The organism is Enterococcus sp. DIV1283b (genome assembly GCF_051710965.1).
Lineage (GTDB): Bacteria > Bacillota > Bacilli > Lactobacillales > Enterococcaceae > Enterococcus_B > Enterococcus_B lactis.
In genome coordinates this window covers 1090621-1105114 of the sequence record NZ_JBIOLR010000001.1, presented here as the reverse complement: position 1 = coordinate 1105114, position 14494 = coordinate 1090621, and the positions used below count along the sequence as shown (strand labels likewise).

Annotated in this window: 23 protein-coding genes and 1 pseudogene; 3 read left to right on the top strand and 21 right to left on the bottom strand. The window is 35.8% G+C overall.

The window, feature by feature from the left end; translation table 11 throughout:
• Positions 1-12: 12 nt before the first annotated feature.
• The 11 genes from IGJ53_RS05330 to IGJ53_RS05280 all read right to left on the bottom strand — a co-directional run bounded on the left by IGJ53_RS05330 (position 13) and on the right by IGJ53_RS05280 (position 7816).
• Positions 13-624: a phage scaffolding protein gene (locus tag IGJ53_RS05330; protein ID WP_259741547.1), complete on the bottom strand. Its 612-nt coding sequence runs from the start codon at positions 622-624 to the stop codon at positions 13-15.
• Between the two features lie 112 nt (positions 625-736).
• A complete protein-coding gene (locus IGJ53_RS05325) occupies positions 737-1900 on the bottom strand; it encodes a phage minor capsid protein (RefSeq protein WP_259741546.1) in 1164 nt (387 codons plus the stop codon).
• Position 1901: 1 nt separating this feature from the next.
• A complete protein-coding gene (locus IGJ53_RS05320) occupies positions 1902-2153 on the bottom strand; it encodes a hypothetical protein (protein WP_259741545.1) in 252 nt (83 codons plus the stop codon).
• Positions 2153-3652, bottom strand: coding sequence for a phage portal protein (locus IGJ53_RS05315; protein WP_259741544.1), 1500 nt, complete (start codon positions 3650-3652; stop codon positions 2153-2155). Before IGJ53_RS05315 ends, IGJ53_RS05320 begins: the two co-directional genes overlap by 1 nt.
• 15 nt (positions 3653-3667) lie before the next feature.
• Positions 3668-4957 (bottom strand): PBSX family phage terminase large subunit, encoded by a 1290-nt coding sequence (locus tag IGJ53_RS05310; RefSeq protein ID WP_259741543.1) that lies wholly within the window; start codon positions 4955-4957, stop codon positions 3668-3670.
• Complete coding sequence (locus IGJ53_RS05305) at positions 4941-5558, bottom strand: terminase small subunit (protein WP_259741542.1); 618 nt, start codon at positions 5556-5558, stop codon at positions 4941-4943. Before IGJ53_RS05305 ends, IGJ53_RS05310 begins: the two co-directional genes overlap by 17 nt.
• Positions 5559-5588: 30 nt before the next feature.
• A complete protein-coding gene (locus IGJ53_RS05300; protein ID WP_259741541.1) occupies positions 5589-5813 on the bottom strand; it encodes a hypothetical protein in 225 nt (74 codons plus the stop codon).
• A 66-nt stretch (positions 5814-5879) separates the two neighbouring features.
• Complete coding sequence (locus IGJ53_RS05295) at positions 5880-6569, bottom strand: M23 family metallopeptidase (protein WP_259741540.1); 690 nt, start codon at positions 6567-6569, stop codon at positions 5880-5882.
• Between the two features lie 261 nt (positions 6570-6830).
• A complete protein-coding gene (locus IGJ53_RS05290) occupies positions 6831-7244 on the bottom strand; it encodes an ArpU family phage packaging/lysis transcriptional regulator (protein WP_259741561.1) in 414 nt (137 codons plus the stop codon).
• A 75-nt stretch (positions 7245-7319) separates the two neighbouring features.
• Positions 7320-7616, bottom strand: a complete 297-nt coding sequence (locus tag IGJ53_RS05285; RefSeq protein ID WP_010777094.1) for a hypothetical protein — start codon at positions 7614-7616, stop codon at positions 7320-7322.
• A complete protein-coding gene (locus IGJ53_RS05280; protein ID WP_259741539.1) occupies positions 7613-7816 on the bottom strand; it encodes a toxin PIN in 204 nt (67 codons plus the stop codon). Before IGJ53_RS05280 ends, IGJ53_RS05285 begins: the two co-directional genes overlap by 4 nt.
• Before the next feature lie 192 nt (positions 7817-8008).
• On the opposite strand from IGJ53_RS05280, the gene IGJ53_RS05275 reads away from it, so the two are divergent.
• Together IGJ53_RS05275 and IGJ53_RS05270 are read left to right on the top strand one after the other, a co-directional pair.
• Positions 8009-8647 carry a CPBP family intramembrane glutamic endopeptidase gene (locus tag IGJ53_RS05275; RefSeq protein WP_081156590.1) on the top strand — a complete coding sequence of 213 codons (639 nt, stop codon included), beginning with the start codon at positions 8009-8011 and terminating at the stop codon, positions 8645-8647.
• Between the two features lie 135 nt (positions 8648-8782).
• A complete protein-coding gene (locus IGJ53_RS05270; RefSeq protein WP_081156589.1) occupies positions 8783-8998 on the top strand; it encodes a DUF3955 domain-containing protein in 216 nt (71 codons plus the stop codon).
• Positions 8999-9043: 45 nt separating this feature from the next.
• On the opposite strand, the gene IGJ53_RS05265 is transcribed toward IGJ53_RS05270, so the two are convergent.
• The 10 genes and pseudogenes from IGJ53_RS05265 to IGJ53_RS05220 all read right to left on the bottom strand — a co-directional run bounded on the left by IGJ53_RS05265 (position 9044) and on the right by IGJ53_RS05220 (position 13989).
• Positions 9044-9205, bottom strand: a complete 162-nt coding sequence (locus IGJ53_RS05265) for an antitoxin (protein WP_259741538.1) — start codon at positions 9203-9205, stop codon at positions 9044-9046.
• 14 nt (positions 9206-9219) lie between these two features.
• On the bottom strand, positions 9220-9579 hold the full coding sequence (locus tag IGJ53_RS05260) for a DUF1064 domain-containing protein (RefSeq protein WP_104856279.1): 360 nt from the start codon (positions 9577-9579) through the stop codon (positions 9220-9222).
• On the bottom strand, positions 9572-10462 hold the full coding sequence (locus IGJ53_RS05255) for a DnaD domain protein (protein WP_202764718.1): 891 nt from the start codon (positions 10460-10462) through the stop codon (positions 9572-9574). Before IGJ53_RS05255 ends, IGJ53_RS05260 begins: the two co-directional genes overlap by 8 nt.
• Before the next feature lie 48 nt (positions 10463-10510).
• Positions 10511-11398: pseudogene (locus tag IGJ53_RS05250) on the bottom strand (recombinase RecT).
• A gap of 93 nt (positions 11399-11491) precedes the next feature.
• Positions 11492-12433, bottom strand: coding sequence for a YqaJ viral recombinase family protein (locus IGJ53_RS05245; protein WP_438749715.1), 942 nt, complete (start codon positions 12431-12433; stop codon positions 11492-11494).
• Positions 12434-12569: 136 nt separating this feature from the next.
• A complete protein-coding gene (locus tag IGJ53_RS05240) occupies positions 12570-12755 on the bottom strand; it encodes a hypothetical protein (protein WP_002290431.1) in 186 nt (61 codons plus the stop codon).
• A 16-nt stretch (positions 12756-12771) separates the two neighbouring features.
• Positions 12772-13002 (bottom strand): helix-turn-helix domain-containing protein, encoded by a 231-nt coding sequence (locus IGJ53_RS05235; RefSeq protein WP_002290430.1) that lies wholly within the window; start codon positions 13000-13002, stop codon positions 12772-12774.
• On the bottom strand, positions 12999-13553 hold the full coding sequence (locus IGJ53_RS05230) for a hypothetical protein (protein ID WP_259741536.1): 555 nt from the start codon (positions 13551-13553) through the stop codon (positions 12999-13001). Before IGJ53_RS05230 ends, IGJ53_RS05235 begins: the two co-directional genes overlap by 4 nt.
• Positions 13554-13615: 62 nt before the next feature.
• Complete coding sequence (locus tag IGJ53_RS05225) at positions 13616-13768, bottom strand: hypothetical protein (RefSeq protein WP_162846314.1); 153 nt, start codon at positions 13766-13768, stop codon at positions 13616-13618.
• Positions 13765-13989 (bottom strand): helix-turn-helix transcriptional regulator, encoded by a 225-nt coding sequence (locus tag IGJ53_RS05220; RefSeq protein WP_259741535.1) that lies wholly within the window; start codon positions 13987-13989, stop codon positions 13765-13767. The genes IGJ53_RS05225 and IGJ53_RS05220 overlap by 4 nt, the downstream gene beginning before the upstream one ends.
• A 170-nt stretch (positions 13990-14159) precedes the next feature.
• Here IGJ53_RS05220 and IGJ53_RS05215 point away from each other — a divergent pair, with 170 nt between their 5' ends.
• The gene (locus IGJ53_RS05215) at positions 14160-14486 is read left to right on the top strand and encodes a helix-turn-helix transcriptional regulator (RefSeq protein ID WP_010732290.1); all 327 of its coding nucleotides are present in this window, start codon (positions 14160-14162) and stop codon (positions 14484-14486) included.
• Positions 14487-14494: the final 8 nt, after the last annotated feature.

The window sequence follows — 14494 nt, the reverse complement described above, 5'->3', positions numbered from 1 at the left end:
TTCTTTCTTTTACTATTGTGTAAGTTGTTTGAATACTTCTGGTTGTTCTTGTTTTAATTTGGCTACTTCTTGATAAGACATTTTAGCTAAATCGTAACTAGGCGTTATACTGCCAGCAGGATTTCCAGGGGTAACAATCGTTGGTGTCGGCGGAGTTGGTTCAGGGTCTTTTGCTTCTTGAAATAAGAATGATTTACTTTCTTGAAGTCCCTTTAATTGTTCTTCAAAACCTTGTAATTTGCCGTCGACAACTTTAATAGTGTCTTTATCTAGTTGACCAAGCACAATTTCTTCATCAAGCGCATTCGCTTCTTTTAAAGCTAACTTAATTGCAAAGTCTTTTTGTTGCTCTGCAAGTTTTGTTTCAGAATCAGATTTAACAGCATCAAATTTACTCTGTAAGTCTGCAAGTTGTTGAGTCAATTCCTCGTCACCTTTTGCAGATTCTTTAAGTGCATCTAGTTCTGTTTGGTTAGAATCAAGCTGTTCTTTAAATTGATCGCGTTCTTGTTCTGCAGTAGCAAGATTTTTGTTCAATTCAGTAACAGTTTGTCCATGCATTCCCATCACAGAATTTACTTGTTCATCTGTTAAACCCAGTTCTTTCAATTGTTCTCTTTTCATTCTTCTTCATCCTTTCGAGTTTTTACGTGGCAACGACCACGATGGAGCACTTTGTCTTTTACGCCTTAACAGGCTAAACAAGGCAAAATAAAAACAGCTAAAAAATAGATGTTTACTGATCGTATCTGAAATCTTTTAGCAATGTGCCAATTGGTGTATAAACTTTTTCTCTTGCATAATTTCTACTTAAATACTCATTAGAATCAACTAGAGTACGCAATCGACTTTGTGTGGCTCTAATTTTCTTCACCCAACCTTTTGCGTTTTCGTCTTGTCCGAGAGCTTCTGAGACCATTCTATTCTTTTTATATTTCACAACCTGACGTTCTAGGTAGCGTTGCTTCTTAGTTAATTCTGCAACCCTTTTATTTTCTTTTTCGTTGAATTTAGGTTGATTATTTGTATTGACACTAGGAATAAATGGGATATGCAGATGTTGACAATTTACACCTCGGTGCCCGCCTGCAGTTTCATATTCTGCTTGCCAATACGGGTCGTAGATACTTCTATATTTCCAATTGGGAGGTAAGTCAGACATGGGTCGTAAGTCAACCACATGACCTTGAATCTTTGAACATGCTTGTCTTGCTCCCATATGGCTTGTGACTAGCACTGTGTGGACACTATACTCGCTCATGCGGTCTTTTCTTAATGTGTCATAGGTATTTGACAGGGTAGACTTTAAAACTGTTCTAACATACCGCTCTAAGCTCCATGTATGCCCTCCCTTATCAATAAAAGTAGACTTAATACTTTTTTGAGCCCATCCTTGAATCGTTCTTTCTAGTGCTTCATCGAATGTAAAAAGACCGCTGTTAAATGCAGCAGTCGTTTTATTGATTATTTCTGTATACATTTGAGTGGTAGCTGTTCCGTAACCAAAATTGGTAGATAGTAACGTTTGATTCACATAATTGTTTATGTCAGACCATATTTGATCATGATAAGCTTTCATGACATTGTCTAGGTTCGATGGCAAAGGCTTAGGATCGTAAGGTAGTTGTTTGTCTAAGTCTCTGATTATCTTTTCTCCCGAGCTATCAAACATACTTTCAATTTCAGATTCAGCAATTCCTGTTATTTGAGAAATCACTTTTGCAGTTTCTTTATTAAATAGATGCAACTGCTGCAGTTTTTCTCTTTGCCAATCTAAAATATTATCATGCCCACTATTCAATCGTTTGATGATAATACGTATTAATTCGCCTTCTAACGATTGATATAGATGAGCCATATTAGATGACCATAAATCTAATTGATGAGGTGTAATAGCCATTTTATCCCTCAATTCCCCAACTTCGTTTGGTTTCTTCATCCAGTCTATGCAACATACCTTTAATTTTTATTCTAGGATACTCCGTTGACGAGGTATTTAATATAGCGATTTCAGAAATGTATTTTCCAACTTTGATACCATTAATAACAATCCTCGATTCATAATTTTTTTCAAAACCATTTGAGCAATAGGAAAACTCTTGTAAATGGGGTCTCTTAATGATATGTTCCGCCATGCCGTGATTATAAACCATTATTCCTCATCTCCTAGCTCACTTTTTATCTCTATTTGTTCTTGTTCTGAATAATCCATATCAAGAGTTTCAGCTCTAATCTCATATACTATCCTTTTTGCTTCTTTCTCTGTAACTCCAGTAAGTTTTTGAATAGCAGTTAACTTAGATGTTAAGCCAGCTGTTACCAGTTTAGAGTAATGATCAGCCTTGGCATCTTGCGATTGGAAAACACCATCATCAAAGTCGATATTTATTCCTAATTCTTTGACAGGATTAAATAACTTGTATGCCACAGCAAGTTCAAAAATCGTAGTGATCAATTCTTTCAACGCTTCTTCTACAATAAGAACATTATCTGACCGAGTAGAAAAAGTTTCAGAATTTTCACTAATTATCTCTGTCGCTGTTTTAACAGACTGACCATCAAAGCTAAATGTTCCACTAGAAAAGCCTGTCTGAAGTTCAATAATTCGCAAAATGAAATTGATACTTGCTATAAATTCAGTTGATCGCAATGATGGAGCGAATTCATCAATAAAAGGTTCATCAGATTTAAGCCGTTGAAAAACAGATGTTTTACTGTCAAACCGCTTCACTGGTTTTCCATTGCTGTCATATTTAACTCTGAAAAAGTGATCAGATGCTAAAATTTTTCTTCTAGCTTCTTCTATTTCCCACATAAACTCATCGTATTTTTCATTGATATCCGCCAATTGTCGCTTAGCATTGTCGATCACACCCAAACTTAGTGGGCTATCTAAATTAATATTATTTTTACCCGCTAGCTTTATATACACAAAAAGAGGACGACTAAAACCATCTAAGATTGTCTCCTCCTGCAGATTTTTGTACTTTTCTAAAGAGTTGAGAGGAATCCTCACACCAACTTGATTTTGTTCTTCAGATCGATACAATTCGTTTCTGATGCGGTACTTTCCGTCAACCCATTCATGCAATTCTAGCAAAGTATAATAGATTGTCTTTTGTCCCTCGGCTTGCTGAGTTACAGTAGCGATGGCTGCTTCTGAAATATCATTGGTATTGGATTGTAGAGGGAAAAATGTATCAGCTCGACAAAATGAAATTTTGATTTTACCTGAATTAGTATCCACGTAAGGCCTCAAAGCTAAACCGCCAATGGCATAACCAGCCTCTAGCTCTTCTCCGAAGTTTTTCCTGAATTTATTGTCAGCAAATACCGACTGCAAAAATTCATCAGCTTTTTCATCATCCAAACTGATGTTACATCCATCGTTGAATACTAGCTTAGATAACTTTCTGGACACTACTTTGGATACGTTCAACGAGTGAAAAGGGCGCGTCTGCCTATAACCATCACTATTGATATATTCTATGTCCCCATAAACGTTTCTATAAATTTCTTTATTGTTCCTTATTCGATTTAATTCGCTATCACTCATAGCAATCTTTGGATGATCTGTGATACTATTCAACGTTTCAACCATTCCTATTTTTGCACCTCCAATCCTAAACAAAGCTTTTAATTTATCGAACATTCGTCCACCTCTTTTCTAGGCGATGTAAGTTTTGTAGAAATAATTGTTTCCATATCTCGCTTCATCGAGAGCGTGATTATATTTATCAATCGGTAATCCATTGTCATTTCTTACGTACATAGATATTTCTTTTTCAAAATTATAGTGGTCATATTCTTCTCCGTTTTCCAAGATAATGAATTGTCCACTAGTCATTGTATTTTGGAGACGCTCAATGCCGACTTCGATTTTTAACCCATTACTCGAAACTTTGTCAGAACTATTATTATCAGCTTTATCAGTCTCAATACCAATTAAATCCAATTCTGTTCTTAGTGTTTTACATGCTGGATCGACAAAGAACCAGTTCCATCGAGGGAGATGTTTCCATTTTGTATAGCACCACTCAACAAACTTTTTGATTTCTTTAGCGTATGTAGACATCGCCTTGGTTTCTCCAGTGTCAGTTCCGCTATGATAGTAGTTAGATAAACGATACAAATAAAACTTTCCTTCGTGATGAGTAACCACCCAAAAAGCACAAGTCGTAGCATCAGCTTGCCCACCATCTGCAGTAAAAAATGTTTCAACTATATTCCCTTTTATCTCGGTAGCTTTGTTTTTCTTGTCAAACATAGCATAGATAACACCTTGCGGTAATACTCGATGTCCGTACCAGTCACGTTCTAGAAGATATTCACTACTAGAAAGCTCATCAAAAAGTTCTTTCTTTCGTTCCTCGCTTAAAATTGGATTGTCGTTCGGTGTCCAATGACGAAATAAAAAACGCCCTGACTTCTCAAAACGTTCAAGCAATTCAAGATTAGGATGATTTGGCGCTGGCGGGTTTTGTTCACCCAGATGGTAACGCCATTCAGCAGCGAATGTCCGTCTAAAGCATTCATTGATAAAGTCTTTGTGCAATAGATTAAATTCGAGAAATGTCACAGAGCCTAAAGACATACCCGTGATAGCACCAACAGAGTTTATCTTCCCTCCGCCTTTATAATAAATTTTCTTTTCACCGTTTGGAGCATATAACAACAGATGATCACCATGTTCATCGTGTCGTATATCGGAACAACCATCAAATATATGGACCAAGCCTAATCCATCTCCATCCATAAACATTCGATAAGCTTGTTCCTGGTTATAAGCAGTTACAAGATGGTTTTGATCAGGGGATCTCAAATAAAAATCAGCCATTTTAAAAATATCGGAAGTTGTCTTCCCACTACGAGGTGTTCCTTCATTCAATTCAAAAGTAATCCCTTGAACCACTTGATTAATATTACTAATCTGTTTCGGGCTAAACTTCAGTTCCATTACTTCCATCGCCTCCAGATTTAACATCTAAGAGAGCTTGAAGTAGGTCATTGACTTTTCCTCCAGCAGTTAACTTATCTGCTTTACTTTCAATTATTTTTGCTTCAGCAATTGCCTTTCTAACCTGAGCCTTAGATAGTTTGTCTGAGCCATTAACGTGATTATAAAGCAACTCAAGAGCTTTAAGTTTAGGATGAAACTTCACTTCTAAAGATGAATCTATAACTTCTTCTCCATCGCCAATCGGTCGTAAAGTTCGATTACTTTTTATAGCTTGAATTACACTCGTATCTATATTATCACTTGAAAGCATGGTTATATTTCCATCTTGATCCCAAGTCATATATTCTCCGATGTCCGAAAAAGCAATTTTAGCTATTTCTTGGATCACACGATCAGCAGTTATTTCTGTTCTACGACTTCTTTCATTCATTAATTCAGAAATACGAGTTTGAATTTCAACATTTTTCAACAACCGTTGTCCTTGAGAATATGCAGTTTTGCTGGAATATCCGGCTCGAATGGCCGCTTGCGTTGCATTAAGATCAATTAGATATTCTTTTACAAATTGTTCTTGTTTATTATTTTTTAGTTCAACCATTCTCACCACCTCTCAGTTTCTTGATTGTACTTAAATATACTTTGAAAGATTTTCCTGTATGTGTTTATCTGAATAGAAACCATGACCGCAATATACTAAACGGCATGCATCAATCTCTTTCGGTGTAGCTTCTCTGGTCATTTCAATGATGGAGTACTTCTTTTTAATCTGGACTGACTGGACAACTCTAATTGGATCATTTGTAGTCGGTTGCGGATATCTATTAGATAATGACACATACCAGTAATTTCTCATTATGTGAACTCCTTTATGTAAAATAAAGAGACCACTTAGAAAGTGATCTCTTCAAGTTTAATATAATTAAATATTTACTTTCTCAGCCATCAAACTAATTAAATCTACAGTCGATTGATTATTTGGTAATTTCCATGTATATGTTTTACATTCTTTACCTGTTTGATCAAGCACAATATTTTGAAAATCTTTATACATTTCTTTACTTGTTAAATGGAAAACTTTATTTCCCCAAACACCATAAACTTCTGGTCTACCTTCTATCATATATGCGAACATTTTCATCATTCCTTTTCTTTTATTTTCTGTATCTTCATCTGTCGAATCTCCAGATGTTAAAATTGGAATTGGGTTCAGCCATGTTCCATCATCAATATCCCAACTTGAAAGAGCCAACTGCCAATTCTTTTTTGTAATACCTAAATGTAAGTGAGTACTAGTCAGTCTCCCTAGAGGTTGACCTACTGTAACTTGATCACCAGTTTTTACATAATAAGTATTACCGAATTCTTGATACATTACTTGGTATTCACCAATTTGCAATACAATTGCGTAACCTATTCCTGAACCATAATATCCCGCATAAATGACCTTACCATCATTTACTGCTTTGAAATCTCCTGAGTACTTTGCCGAGCCAAAATCATATCCATCATGGAAATACCCTCTTCCACGAGGATAAGAAGTTTGTCCGAACTGTTGTCCTTCTTCATATGGCTTTAAATTGCCATCAAACGGAAGTCGCCAAATCCCCATTTCCCCAACTCCTTTACATATAGTTACACGAATAGACAGCAACGGATGATAGATAATAAGAACAGTTAGAAGGAGTTGAAATTCACATCCTTATTCTTAATATTTCCGCTGCTGTCTATCGAAGCTTAATTAAACGATGAGGGAGATTTCCTCCCTTACATTTTATTTTGTCGAAGTCCTGTTTCCTAATCTTTCGACACTATCATAATATCACTGGTAAATAGCTAAAAACCGCCATCATTCCGCCAAAAAACCGCCAAATTATTTATAAGCAATTACTCTTCCGTGTTTATACGCTTCTGCAAACTCTATTAGAGCTTCCGACTTCATCCGTTGTATACTTCTTTCTGAATAACCCACTTCACGGCTAATTCTGTAGTTTGAGAAGCTATCTGGCACACAAAAGCTGTAGTAGAGTATCTGACGACTAATCAGACTAAGAGCCATCAAAGCCGCTAGAATCGCATCTCTCTCTGCTTCTATATCCATCATCTGAATCAATGCATCCTCTGCCTTATTGCCGTGCTTCGGTGCCTTCGGCATATCCGTAATAATCGGCGACTTAATATCTATCAAAGAGCGACCTGCCATCCGCTCCAAACGCCGAAAGTTCTTCAGCACATCTCTCGCATTACATCTTGTCTGTTTGAAATCTACCTCTCGTAACAATTGCATCAAGTCAAACCGCTCCTTTATGTGATATAATAAACTTGTCGAATTTATTAGAACAGTCGGAGCGATCCGGCTTTTTTATTTGTCATTGATTAGTTCCATATCCACCAATCTAGCCACCGCTAAATTCTCTTTGCTTTTCGCTAACCACTTATCACATTCCATCGTGTTTTCAATACGAATGATCGCTGAGTGATTATAAACATGTTCTACATATCCACGAAACGGATAGATGAACTCTTCTGCTTCACAACGAACCATGTCACCGACTTTGACTTTTGGTTTCTTACGTGTTTTAGGGTTCTTAGTCGGCATGTCTAGCATTAAACCTCCAATGCCATGACTGCTAGCGTAAAATCCGTCTTTTAGTTTCATCTCATTTCCTCCCATTTACGATCATCATTTAATATTGAAACTCCAAACTTTCGAATAGCGTCACTTGCATCTGCAACACACTGACTTGCCACTTTATATGTTTCGTCTACAGACATTCCGTATTCTTTTTCAAACTTTGCCTTTAGTGCATTCAGTTCTTGTTTTCTCACTTTTGTTACTCTTCGGTGTCTGTTGTTCATACTAATTCCTCCTTCACAATCTATTCGCTATATATGAAATTTCAATCAATTCAACAACAAAAAATAGTTAAATTATTTTTTTCTCATTAAAACGTTTTCCACTTATGTTTTAAGTTAAAAAATATAGGTTATTTTATCTTAAAGTGTATAATTACATTTGCTTTACAATAAGCTTATCAGGAGATGATGCACATGAATAAATTATTAAAAAGAGATTTAAATGCTGGCAAATTGATATTAGGTACACTCATTGTTATATTAGGTATATTAGGTTTATTATATGGCCCATCTGTAATTAGCATTTTAGCTTTAACTGTCACAGGTCTCATAGCGTTTCGTTATGTTTACGGAAAAGGAAATATAAAGTATTTATTTTCTAAACCTATCGCTCCAATAAAAAATATTTTTATCTATTTACTTCTAAACATCGTTGTGAGTTTTATCGTATCCTATGTTTTGGAAAATTTATTGCATTGGAATCTTTCAGGAAATTCTGTTACTGAAGCCTTTCAGCCACTATTGTTAATCGTTTTGCCTATAATGATACTAGGTGAAGAACTATTTTCTATTTATTTTCTTTCAATCTTTTCTAGTAAATTCAGTATTCCTATCGCTAGTGTTTTTTCCGCAATTTTATTTGGATTGATTCATTATTCAACCTATGACAATGGTAATGTATTTCATACTCTAGTCCATATTCTTTTAATACAAGGAGTTGCAAGGTTAATTTTTAACCAAGCGGCAATTAAAAGTAATTCATTGATTACAAGTTGGAGTACACATGTTATATTTGATTTTGTTGCTATATTGATAGCTTATTACTTTGGTTAAATTTATATTTTAGCTAGTCACTACTCGGCTAGCTTTTATTTTTTGCCCTTCATGTATAACTAACAATTTTGTCATACTAATGAATTCTTAATATTTTTAATATACAATTAATTAAAAAATTAGGAGGCGTTATAGATGAAAAATTTTAAAGTTTCTATTCTGTTTTTTATTGTTAGTTTGATCTTGTTTGCGACTCATTCATTTGTTGGTTCTTACGTTGATGCAAATGGAATATTGATTGAGCCTGCATTCTTTTGTATCCCATTAGGTTATTTGTCTCTTATCCTCTCAGTTTTTACAGCAATCTATCGAATAATCAAAATAAATTTTATAAGCGCTATATCGAAGTAAACGGCCATTTGGTCGTTTTTTTCATTACTGCTATCTTATGCACGCTTATTCCTCCAATCTACGAATTTCCCTTCTTAAATTCTCTATGTGCAAATCGATTGCCTTTCTCGCCGTTTCATTGACCATCACTGCCTTTGTTCGTTCCAGATCGTCAATCTCACGCTGAAGGCTTCGAATGCGCATTTGAATCGCTTCTTCTGTTGTCATGATGGACCACCTCGTTAAAAACGCTCTTCCTTGAACGTATTCCGATATTTTTTAGCTAAAATCAACGGAACTTGATATTGATGACAGAACAACTTTGCCTTGATCTTAAAGTCTTTTGTCTGCATTCCTTTGACATCTACGACTTTGACAAGTTTGCCGTTTTTATAAAATGTGAAGTCAGGAATATACTCGATCTTGCGATACTTCTTTCCTTCTAGTTCAAATTTCGGCATCAGTTCAAATCTTTCTTGAAGTCTCACTTTCCAGCCATTCGCTTCCGCTTGCCACAAGGCTAGATCGTAGTACTCTGCTTCTGCGATAGAATCGAACTTGATACCTCGATGGATAGTTTTTCGATTACGATATTTATTCATTCTCAAGAAGCGCCTCCTTCTTAGCCTGATAAGCAGCAAAGCGGGCTTCTAATTCTGCTTTTTTATCAGGATCTAGTGTCTTTTCTTCTTGAGGTTTGTTGACCCAATCAGGCAACTTTTCACGCCGTACATTGTTTTGACGTTTAGGAAGATAGTTTTGCTTTTTCTTGTTCTTAAAAGCTTCTTGGGCTTTTTCTGCTGATTCCATTGTCTTAATTCCTTGATTACTCCATGAATTTAATATCGCTTCAACGTATTTTTTCAACCCTGGCATCTCAACGTTGTTTTCGAAAGCTAATTTAAAAGCAAAGAGAATCATATCTGCTCCCCAAGTTTTAATCATCGGTCCTAATGCTCCTTGCAAAAGTCCAGTAGGTGCTTTCCCCCAGTTTTTTTGGATGAATTCATACACGCCTATATCATCTTCTTTATTTGTCTTGTTTTGTTTTGTATTGTTTATATAAGCTGAAGGATTTACTGTAGAATCTACTGAAGGATTTACTTCCCTATTTACTTTCGAATTTACTTTACCATCTACTGGAATATTTCCAGTAGTGGGATTTTCTACTGTATTATCTACTGTAGTTTTTACTGTAAAATTTCCAGTTAGATCGGAAAGAATATAAACTCCAGCTTTTGTACGACCTCTCTTTTTATATTGAAGGAGTCCATTTTGGATCAATTGGTTTCGATTATTAATCAATGTTTTTTCAGACGTTTTAGTCATTGCTTGTAGCCTTGTATTGGCAATCGATAATTCGCTCTGCCATCCACTTCTGTTTGCTATAGCCATAAGCTTGTACCAAAGCAATTGGGGACCAGCGCCAAGCTCGTTATATTCAAGCCAATTGTCGAAAGCATTAAGCTGTCCGATGTAATCCAATTGAGTCCCTCCTTTCGTTCTAGTAATTTGAGGGAGAAAACTCCCTCATTATTTGTTTAACGGCGGATTAGATGCATCAAATAATCCAGTTTGTACATCTTCTGCAACAGGTTCTGCCTCTTTTAGTTCTGGTTCAATTTCTGACAAAGTCGTTTCTTCAATCAAATTTTCGTTTTCATCTAGTCGGAAAACTTTCTCATCTGAAGTAACTGCCGTTTGCATCTCTACTGACAAAATTCCCCATTTTGAAAGAAGATTACGTAATACTGTCTTAATAGCCATTGCATCGTAATTATCTTTCCAAGCACCTGTTAATTTATCTTTGTCAAAGCCTTTGGCGTTCTTGATCCGATGGCTTTCAATTTCTTGTTTGGTCCAATAAACTGTTTTTTTGAATCCATTTAATAATTCGAAGAAACCTACATAACCGATGACTGTATCAGATTGTTTGGCTTTATAATCGAATTGAAATTCTTCTGTGAAAGGATTCCAGTCAATCAACTGACCTTCGTATATTTCTAAAGCATTTAGCGCTTTGTATTGACCAGATCGTTGTGCTAGCTGAATATAGCCCTTATACCCCAAGATAAATTATGCTTCATTATGTGTAATCCATTCTTTTCCAACTTTTTCTTTTCTATTGAATGGAACAACATAGGCATATCCTAAATTTTTGTCGATGGGTAGATCCATAGTTGCTGCTTTTAGTGCGGAAGCAATAATGGTCATTGGTTCAGCTTTAGATAGATAGTTATCGCCACCAACTAAAGTCATGAGCGATCCCATAAAAGAATCCGATTTTTCATGTAGAATATCAGTAAATTTTTTCTTCATTGCTGGCGTACTCATCAAAGCTTTAAAACCTAACTTTGATGGGTCAACCACTTGAGTATTTTGTTCAGTCAGTTGTTTTTTTAACGATTCATTTGTTGCCATTTTTCTTTTCCTCCTTCAGTGGTAATCCACAAATCGTACAATAACTCCAAGATGTTTCTCTAACTTCGCTTCCACAGCGGGGACATCTTTCCATTATTTAATCTCCTTTTCTGTCAATCTTCTAGATTCAGTAATGCTATAGATTTCTTCATCACTTGCGATATCTGGATATTTCTCTGCTAGTTTCTTCGTGTTCATGCGTTTAGTACTAACAAGTTTCCAGCTGATGATGTTCCTTTGTGTAATGCCAATACTTGCCTCACGTTTTCCTAGCTCGCTGATAATCTCGTTGTCTACTTGACGGATAGCTGACTCAATTTCTTTTTTCGTCCGCTTGAGTTCTCTTTTTTGCTCGATAAGTTCATCAAAACGTGATGGTAGAGCTGTTTGATTTTCTTCTACATCTGCATATTTTTCTTTTAAGAAGTCAGCAGTCGCTTCACTTCCGTCAATTACAGGCTCGATACCTTCAACTACATTTGTTTCCCAAAATTCAACCAAGCGTTCTGTAATTGTATCGATTAATTCTTGATCTCTCGCAATTCGCTTCCAAATGAATCTTTGTCCGCCAATCAGCACAGCGATATAACAATAATCTTTGTTCAAAACATTCATATAATGTTGAACCTGACAGAGATAGCTAAGCGGGACTTCTTCTCCTTCCCACTCTTTACCAAGAAATTGGTTAGCTGTTTTGCATTCAAGAATGGCGTTTTCCCCTACTACGTCACGATCAATATTTGCTCTTAAAAATGGATGTAACGGATGTTCAAACACTTGGTTTCTTCTGCGTACTTTTTTGCCTGTTCGTTCTTGAAATTCTTTGGCAACAACTTCTTCTAAGACATTGCCCCAATAAGCTGGTTCATTTTCTGATTCTTCAATTACGACTTGTCCTGTTTTTTCTAGCCAGAGTTGATAAGGTGATTTCCACTTATTCAATCCTAAAATCGTTCCGATATCCGAACCTCCGATACCTTTCTTACGGTCTTCGAGCCATTCTTGATAGCTCATTTCTAAGGTAGATTTACTCATCGTCTTCCTCCTCTTTATGTGGCGTGCCCCATTCGGGAGTCGTTAAATATTGATCAAGCGCTTGTCCAAAATCATTCATTGTTTTAGCCTTCCTTTCGTGCTAAAATACAGTTAAGTTATTTTGTTATGTTGCCGATTAGCGATTGCCGTCGCTGGTCGGTCTTTTTTGTGTTGGCATTTTGAAACTTTCTCTTACAGCAGTAACCGCTACTAAGGTTCCCCAATAAATAAGTGCATATGCTGGATTAATACTTGCCAGTACGATTGCTACTAGGCTCATAAGCAAAGCACTTTTGACAGTCATTTTAAATACCGTTCTCATTACTTCACTCTCCTCTCTAATTAGTATTGCGTTCTTCCCATTCTTTAACTAATTCAAAATCGTATTGCAAAACACCTCTAACTCTTCGGGAAGGTAATGGATCATTATTTGAATTAGTCCATTTGGAAATAGTAGCTACTGAGACACCGAAATATTCAGCAATATCTTTAGCTTTCTTCCATACTCTTTCTTTTGGCTTCTTTTTTGGAGCTAAAGGAACCACTTTTTCCATTTGTGAAACTTTCATTTTAACTCTCCTTTCATATATCCTTGATTTACCCAGTACGATAATCGCTGCTCACTGAGCTTACGGGTGTCGATACCAAGCATTTCGCATAATGCACTGATAAGAGTTACTTCAACCATAATCTCGTCTAAAAACTCATAGGCGTATGAGATTATTTGTTGACGATCGTCAGCGGTTAAATAATTGACTTGTTTGAGAAGAATTTTCTCAACTTCTTGTTTCTTCTGTTTACGTTCGCCAGATTCAATCATTTGCAACTTATCTAACGAAGATGGATCTCTTCTATAAACATCACCATCAATTGATTTGAATAGACCGAAAAACTCATGAATCACTTGAAGAGTAAAATCAGAATCTCGAAAGTGATCAGTTAAAGCTTGGGCATTTTCAAGTGTGACTGGCTTTGTATTATGTGGCGTTGACCAATCGCTTAGTGATTGTTGTGATACATTGATTTGCCTTGCTATTTCCTTCTTGGTTTCACCACTCTTATTAATCGCTTCAACTAACGGCTCTCTAATCACCACTGATTGTTTTAGCATTTTCCCCACTCCTTTTTCTTATTTACCCACATAGTAATATGAACAAATTCCCTATATTATTGATTTATAAATCAAACAAAAGCCGCTTCATCTAATTCTCGTTGAAGTTCTTTTTGAACTTCTGCAACTAAGCGATCAAGTTGATCATCGTTAGCGCATTTGATGATGTGAATCAAACGTGGTCTAGCATCAAGTACAATGTTTATTTTTTCTTGTCGTGTCATTTGGTAACCCCCTTACGTGTCAATTCGCGTCTTTCTTTCTCAAAAAAAATAGTCCAATCGAAGTCTAATGCGGATGCTATACGCATAGCATTCTCGACAGATGGTCTACGTCTTCCTTGCTCTATAGATGAATACGTTGTTCTTGGTATATCAGCTAATCGAGCTACTTCATCTTGCGTCATTTTTTTTGATGTCCGCATTTTAACTAGCCAGTTATTCATTAAAAAACACCCCCTTTCAATGTGTCGAATTGCGTACTTTTATAGTACTACTCATTTTGACGCACGTCAACGATAAAATACTCTTTTTGACACATTTTTTTGTTTATATTTATTATACGCAATATGCGTAGTATGATTAATACGAAGCGAATCATTAGGAGGTGTAAAAAATGTTTGGTAATCGTTTAACAGAATTAAGAAAACAAAGAAATTTAACCCAAAATGATATGGCAAAATTATTAGGTGTTGCTAGAACTACGTACTCATCTTACGAACAAGGCAGAAGAACTCCTGATGTAGAAATCCAAAACAAAATTGCAGACTATTTTGGAGTAACTTTAGATTATCTTCATGGAAGAAACCAAAAGAATGATTCGACTTATACTAAAAAACAACAAACTGTTGCTGCTCACATTGATGACGATGTTTCAGATGATGAAATGAAGGAAATATTAAATTTCATTGATTACATTAAAAATAGAGATCACAGTAAGTAGGTGTTGTT

Coding starts and splice junctions, on each gene's coding strand:
- IGJ53_RS05285 (WP_010777094.1), bottom strand. CDS start 7,616: ATGAAACTAAAAGACGGATTTTACGCTAGCAGTCATGGCATTGGAGGT.
- IGJ53_RS05305 (WP_259741542.1), bottom strand. CDS start 5,558: ATGGTTGAACTAAAAAATAATAAACAAGAACAATTTGTAAAAGAATAT.
- IGJ53_RS05330 (WP_259741547.1), bottom strand. CDS start 624: ATGAAAAGAGAACAATTGAAAGAACTGGGTTTAACAGATGAACAAGTA.
- IGJ53_RS05315 (WP_259741544.1), bottom strand. CDS start 3,652: ATGTTCGATAAATTAAAAGCTTTGTTTAGGATTGGAGGTGCAAAAATA.
- IGJ53_RS05265 (WP_259741538.1), bottom strand. CDS start 9,205: ATGACAACAGAAGAAGCGATTCAAATGCGCATTCGAAGCCTTCAGCGT.
- IGJ53_RS05275 (WP_081156590.1), top strand. CDS start 8,009: ATGAATAAATTATTAAAAAGAGATTTAAATGCTGGCAAATTGATATTA.
- IGJ53_RS05320 (WP_259741545.1), bottom strand. CDS start 2,153: ATGGTTTATAATCACGGCATGGCGGAACATATCATTAAGAGACCCCAT.
- IGJ53_RS05295 (WP_259741540.1), bottom strand. CDS start 6,569: ATGGGGATTTGGCGACTTCCGTTTGATGGCAATTTAAAGCCATATGAA.
- IGJ53_RS05215 (WP_010732290.1), top strand. CDS start 14,160: ATGTTTGGTAATCGTTTAACAGAATTAAGAAAACAAAGAAATTTAACC.
- IGJ53_RS05245 (WP_438749715.1), bottom strand. CDS start 12,433: ATGAGTAAATCTACCTTAGAAATGAGCTATCAAGAATGGCTCGAAGAC.
- IGJ53_RS05240 (WP_002290431.1), bottom strand. CDS start 12,755: ATGAGAACGGTATTTAAAATGACTGTCAAAAGTGCTTTGCTTATGAGC.
- IGJ53_RS05325 (WP_259741546.1), bottom strand. CDS start 1,900: ATGGCTATTACACCTCATCAATTAGATTTATGGTCATCTAATATGGCT.
- IGJ53_RS05270 (WP_081156589.1), top strand. CDS start 8,783: ATGAAAAATTTTAAAGTTTCTATTCTGTTTTTTATTGTTAGTTTGATC.
- IGJ53_RS05260 (WP_104856279.1), bottom strand. CDS start 9,579: ATGAATAAATATCGTAATCGAAAAACTATCCATCGAGGTATCAAGTTC.
- IGJ53_RS05235 (WP_002290430.1), bottom strand. CDS start 13,002: ATGAAAGTTTCACAAATGGAAAAAGTGGTTCCTTTAGCTCCAAAAAAG.
- IGJ53_RS05280 (WP_259741539.1), bottom strand. CDS start 7,816: ATGAACAACAGACACCGAAGAGTAACAAAAGTGAGAAAACAAGAACTG.
- IGJ53_RS05290 (WP_259741561.1), bottom strand. CDS start 7,244: ATGCAATTGTTACGAGAGGTAGATTTCAAACAGACAAGATGTAATGCG.
- IGJ53_RS05300 (WP_259741541.1), bottom strand. CDS start 5,813: ATGAGAAATTACTGGTATGTGTCATTATCTAATAGATATCCGCAACCG.
- IGJ53_RS05220 (WP_259741535.1), bottom strand. CDS start 13,989: ATGAATAACTGGCTAGTTAAAATGCGGACATCAAAAAAAATGACGCAA.
- IGJ53_RS05310 (WP_259741543.1), bottom strand. CDS start 4,957: ATGGAACTGAAGTTTAGCCCGAAACAGATTAGTAATATTAATCAAGTG.
- IGJ53_RS05225 (WP_162846314.1), bottom strand. CDS start 13,768: ATGACACGACAAGAAAAAATAAACATTGTACTTGATGCTAGACCACGT.